Source organism: Actinacidiphila oryziradicis (genome assembly GCF_005047355.1).
GTDB classification, from domain to species: domain Bacteria; phylum Actinomycetota; class Actinomycetes; order Streptomycetales; family Streptomycetaceae; genus Actinacidiphila; species Actinacidiphila oryziradicis.
Genome location: NZ_SUMC01000235.1, coordinates 1 through 4718, shown reverse-complemented (window position 1 = coordinate 4718; position 4718 = coordinate 1). Strand labels below are relative to the sequence as shown.

The 4718-nt window shown below is 68.2% G+C and carries 4 protein-coding genes; all 4 read right to left on the bottom strand.

What is annotated here, in order from left to right; genetic code table 11:
- Positions 1-34: 34 nt before the first annotated feature.
- The 4 genes from ctaF to FCI23_RS54080 all read right to left on the bottom strand — a co-directional run bounded on the left by ctaF (position 35) and on the right by FCI23_RS54080 (position 4564).
- Entirely contained in the window at positions 35-418 is a 384-nt protein-coding gene (gene ctaF / locus FCI23_RS54095; protein WP_136731544.1) for an aa3-type cytochrome oxidase subunit IV, read from the bottom strand.
- Complete coding sequence (gene ctaD / locus FCI23_RS54090; protein WP_456318883.1) at positions 415-2079, bottom strand: aa3-type cytochrome oxidase subunit I; 1665 nt, start codon at positions 2077-2079, stop codon at positions 415-417. Before ctaD ends, ctaF begins: the two co-directional genes overlap by 4 nt.
- 38 nt (positions 2080-2117) lie before the next feature.
- Complete coding sequence (gene qcrB / locus FCI23_RS54085; protein ID WP_136731542.1) at positions 2118-3851, bottom strand: cytochrome bc1 complex cytochrome b subunit; 1734 nt, start codon at positions 3849-3851, stop codon at positions 2118-2120.
- 473 nt (positions 3852-4324) lie between these two features.
- A complete protein-coding gene (locus tag FCI23_RS54080; RefSeq protein WP_136731541.1) occupies positions 4325-4564 on the bottom strand; it encodes a heavy metal-binding domain-containing protein in 240 nt (79 codons plus the stop codon).
- Positions 4565-4718 lie beyond the last annotated feature (154 nt).

The following is a 4718-nucleotide window of genomic DNA, read 5'->3' as shown; positions in this document are numbered from 1 at the left end:
CCCCCACAAGGGGCGCGGGTGGGGCAGGGTGGGGTCAGCGGTCGGAGTGCTGGAAGACGAAGCCGAAGACGGCGCCGGCCAGCAGTGCGCAGCCGATGAGGAAGAGCCACAGTCCGAAGACCACGCCCAGGGCCAGCAGCGTGACGCCGACGGCAATGGTCGCCGGCCAGCCGCTGCGCGGGGGGAAGAAGGCAAGGCGGCCGGCGGTCTCCGCGATGCCGGCATCGCGCCGGTCCTGGGCGCGCAGTCCTCGTTTGCGGTACTGGATGTAGAAGAAGAACGCGACCAGCGATGACATCAGGAACGCGACCGTCAGGGCGGCGGTCCCTGCCGGTTCCCGGGAGAAGGTCCAGTAGATGCCGGTGGTGGCGGCGAAGAATAGCGCCGTCCCCGCGAACAGCCACGCTTCGCCCTTCACGGCGCTTCTTCCCCCGTCTGCGAGGGGCCGGGTGGGATGCTCGACGGAGGCCGCGGCGGGGCGCCCGCGGGCCGGATCTCGGGATGGTGCAGGTCGAAGGCCGGAGACTCGGAGCGGATCCTGGGCAGAGCATGGAAGTTGTGCTTCGGCGGGGGGCAGGAGGTGGCCCACTCCAGGGACCGTCCGAATCCCCACGGGTCGTCCTCCTCCACCCGGCGCCCGTGGTGCGCGGTCCACCACGCGTTGTACAGGAAGACCAGTGTCGAGGCCCCCAGGACGAAGGCGCCGATCGAGGACACGCTGTTGAGGGTGGTGAACCCCTCCGAGGGGAGGTAGTCGGCGTAGCGGCGGGGCATACCGGCTTCGCCCAGCCAGTGCTGGACCAGGAAGGTGGTCTGGAAGCCGACGAAGAGCATCCAGAAGTGGACCTTCCCCAGGCGCTCGTCCAGCATCCGACCGGTGATCTTGGGCCACCAGAAGTAGAAGCCCCCGAACATGGCGAAGACGACGGTGCCGAACAGCACGTAATGCATGTGGGCGACTACGAAATAGCTGTCGGTGACATGGAAGTCGAGCGGCGGCGATGCGAGAAGTACCCCGGTCAGGCCACCCAACAGGAAGGTGACGAGAAATCCGATGCTCCACAGCATCGGCGTCTCGAACGACAGCGAGCCGTTGATCATCGTGCCGATCCAGTTGAAGAATTTCACGCCGGTGGGCACCGCGATCAGGAAGGACAGCAGCGAGAAGAACGGCAGCAGCACGGCGCCGGTGGCGAACATGTGGTGCGCCCACACCGTCATCGACAGCGCCGTGATGCCCATGGTCGCGCCGACCAGCGGGACGTACCCGAAGATGGGCTTGCGGCTGAAGACCGGGATGATCTCGCTGACGATGCCGAAGAACGGCAGCGCCACGATGTACACCTCGGGGTGGCCGAAGAACCAGAACAGGTGCTGCCACAAGATCGCGCCGCCGTTGGCCGCGTCGAAGACGTGCGCGCCGAACTTCCGGTCGGCCTCCAGGGCGAGCAGCGCCGCGGTCAGCACCGGGAAGGCCAGCAGCACCATGATCGAGGTGAACAGCACGTTCCAGGTGAAGATCGGCATCCGGAACAGGGTCATCCCCGGCGCGCGCAGGCAGGTAATGGTGGTGATGAAGTTGACCGCTCCCAGGATGGTGCCCAGGCCGGCCACCACCAGGCCCATCGTCCACAGATCCCCTCCGGCGCCGGGCGAGTGCACCGGCCCGTTGAGCGGCGCGTAAGCGAACCAGCCGAAGGAGGCCGCGCCCTGCGGCGTGAGGAAGCCGCTGAGCACCATCAGGCCGCCGAACAGGAATACCCAGTAGGTGAGCGCGTTCAGGCGGGGGAAGGCGACATCGGGCGCGCCGATCTGCAGCGGCATGATCGCGTTGGCGAAGCCGACGAAGGTGGGTGTGGCGAACAACAGCAGCATGATCGTGCCGTGCATGGTGAACATCTGGTTGTACTGGCCGTTGCTGAAGAACTGAAGGCCCGGTCGCGCCAGTTCGGCACGCATCAGCATCGCCAGGATGCCGCCGAACAGGAAGAATCCGAAGGCCGTCACCAGGTAGAGGTTCCCGATGACCTTGTGGTCGGTGGAGGTGACCCAGCGCAGCAGGGCACGGCCGTGCCCGATGCGCGCCTCGGTGCCGGTCGGCTTCGCCTCCACGGCCGTCACGAGCCCTCCCCAGTGGTCTTGGCGCGCTGGGTGGCCGCGGCTGTCGCCGGACCGCCCAGTTCCTCTTGGCGGGCCGGCGGTGCGGCGGCGGCGGCGATCTGCCTGCGCTGCTCATCGGTGGCGGGCAGGTCCACCCGGTCCTGGTGGAACCAGTTGCTGAGTGCCGCGCGCAGGCGCTGCCCCTGCTGGTGCAGCCGAGCCTTTGCAGCGGCGGTTGCCCCGGCCGCCGGAGGCGGGCCCTGCGGCAGGGCACCGAGCGGTTCCGGCAGGTCACGCACGAGCAGGACGTAGCGCTCGGCGGCCGGCAGCGGGCGGTGCCCCTCGGTGTACCCGCCTGCGACCGTCTGATCGACGTCCCCTGTCTCCTCGCCCTCCAGCAGCCGTTCACGGTCCCGTGCCTGCAGCGCCAGGCAGGCCCGCTTGGTCACGGCGAAGCACAGCGGCGGAAGGACGAACACTGCGATACGCAGTACCCAGACGAGAGCGTCGACGGAGATGCCGAAGGAGTAGGCGATGACATCATCGCCGCCGGCCGCCAGCAGCACCGCGTAGAAGACGATGCCGGCCACGCCGAGTCCGGTGCGGGCGGCCTGGTTGCGCGGCCGGTCGCACAGGTGATGCTCGCCCCGGCCGGCGGTGACCCACCGCTCCAGATACGGGTACACGTACAAGACCCCGAACATCACTCCCGGCAGCACCACCGCGGGTACCAGCGGATTCCAGGCAATGGTGTGGCCAAGGGCCCGGGTCTCCACGGCGGGCATCAGCCGCAGCGCGCCTTCCAGGAAGCCGATGTACCAGTCCGGTTGGGAGCCCGTAGAGGCCTGGTCGGGGCGGTAGGGGCCGTAGTCCCAGACCGGGTTGATCTGGGCAAGGCCGCCGAGCAGCGTCAGCACACCGGACACGGCGAAGAACAGGCCACCGGTGCGAGTCACAAACTGCGGGAGTGCAGGCATGCCGGCGACGTTGCGGTTGGTCTTCCCCCGCCCGGCCCAGTGCGTGTGCTTCAGGGAGAAGACCAGGGTCAGGTGCGCCCCGACCAGCGCCAGCAGCAAACCGGGCACGAGCAGGATGTGAAACCCGTACAGCCGCGGAATGATCTCGTGGCCGGGATACTCGCCACCGAAGGCGAAGTAGGTGACATAGGTTCCCACGAGCGGGATGGAGAGCATGATGCCCTCGGCGATCCGCAGGCCCGTGCCGGAGATCAGGTCGTCCGGGAGGGAATAGCCGCAGAATCCCTCCAGCATGGCGAGTACGAAGAGGGTCACACCCAGCATCCAGTTCGCCTCCCGCGGTCGGCGGAAGGCGCCGGTGAAGAAGATGCGCATCATATGCACGGCGATCGCGGCAACGAAGACCAACGCCGCCCAGTGGTGGATCTGCCGGATCATCAGGCCGCCGCGGACACCGAAGCTGATATCCAGAGTCGAGGCGTACGCCTGGGTCATCCGCACCCCGCGCAACGGCAGATAGGAGCCGTGATAGACGATCTCGCCCATGCCCGGGTTGAAGAACAGCGTGAGATACACGCCGGTCAACACCAGCACCAGCAGGCTGTAGAGGGCCAGTTCGCCCAACAGGAACGACCAATGGTCCGGAAAAACCTTGCGGACCAACCCCTTGGCGCCGTCCAGCAGCGGCAGCCGCTGGTCGAGGGCGCCCACAACACGCTCGCCCCGCTGCGCCGCCCGTTCTCTCCCTCGCGCCTTCGGCCCGCTCACCGCCATGCACCCTCACCGCCCGACCACCCCGGGGCGCGTACAACCATCGTCATCAGTGCTTTCCGCATCGCGCCGGTGTTCACGGGCGGTTGGCGCTGTGCGCCCGCCGACGGAACCGAGGAGGAGGTGGGGTCGGCGAGAGGCACGCAGGGCGCGCCGTTCCCCGCCGCCAGGGCTCCTTCGGCATACACGGACTGTAACCACGGATGCTCTGCCCGGCTGCGCTCGACTCGCCGCTGTGCGGCCACCACTGCCGTGTCCTGATCAGACCGAATCCTCGACGGTGCCGCCCGACCCCGCGTCGGCGCGGTCAGGACGGCCCGGCGTTGTCGATCACGTCGGTACCCAGAACCGCGACCAGGCCGTGGTGGTCGCTGGCGCCCTCCAGCTCGGCCAGCAGCTGGCAGGACATCACCGCATCGGCCAGGCTGCGCTATCAGGAGTCAGAGTGCTGCGCCGGGGGCAACGGGGCATCGCCGTCAGACCCCCGAATGCCTCAAGGCGGTGCCGTATGCCACCCATTTCAGGTAACCGTCGGATGCACTGACGATGAGCCGAACGCCAACGATCGCGTCGGCTCCCTGGTCCGCCGCCTTCTGCTTGAGGCCGGCGAAGACACTAGCCGTCTCCCCGCCCGCCACCTCGTCCCACACGAGCCACGCCTTCGCGAGGGGCCTGTGGTCCGGGATGGGGAGCCCGTCGGTTGTGTGCATCTCCATGGCATCAGCTTCGGCCACAGTCCGCGATATCGCGCGTGGTGCTGGGCCGCACGGACGCGCCGATTGTCCGTTCCCCGGATGCTCGAGTACATCCGGCCCGTCGACAAGTGGCGTGACGACCCCATACGGGGGATCGGGCTGTGGCCGGCACGCG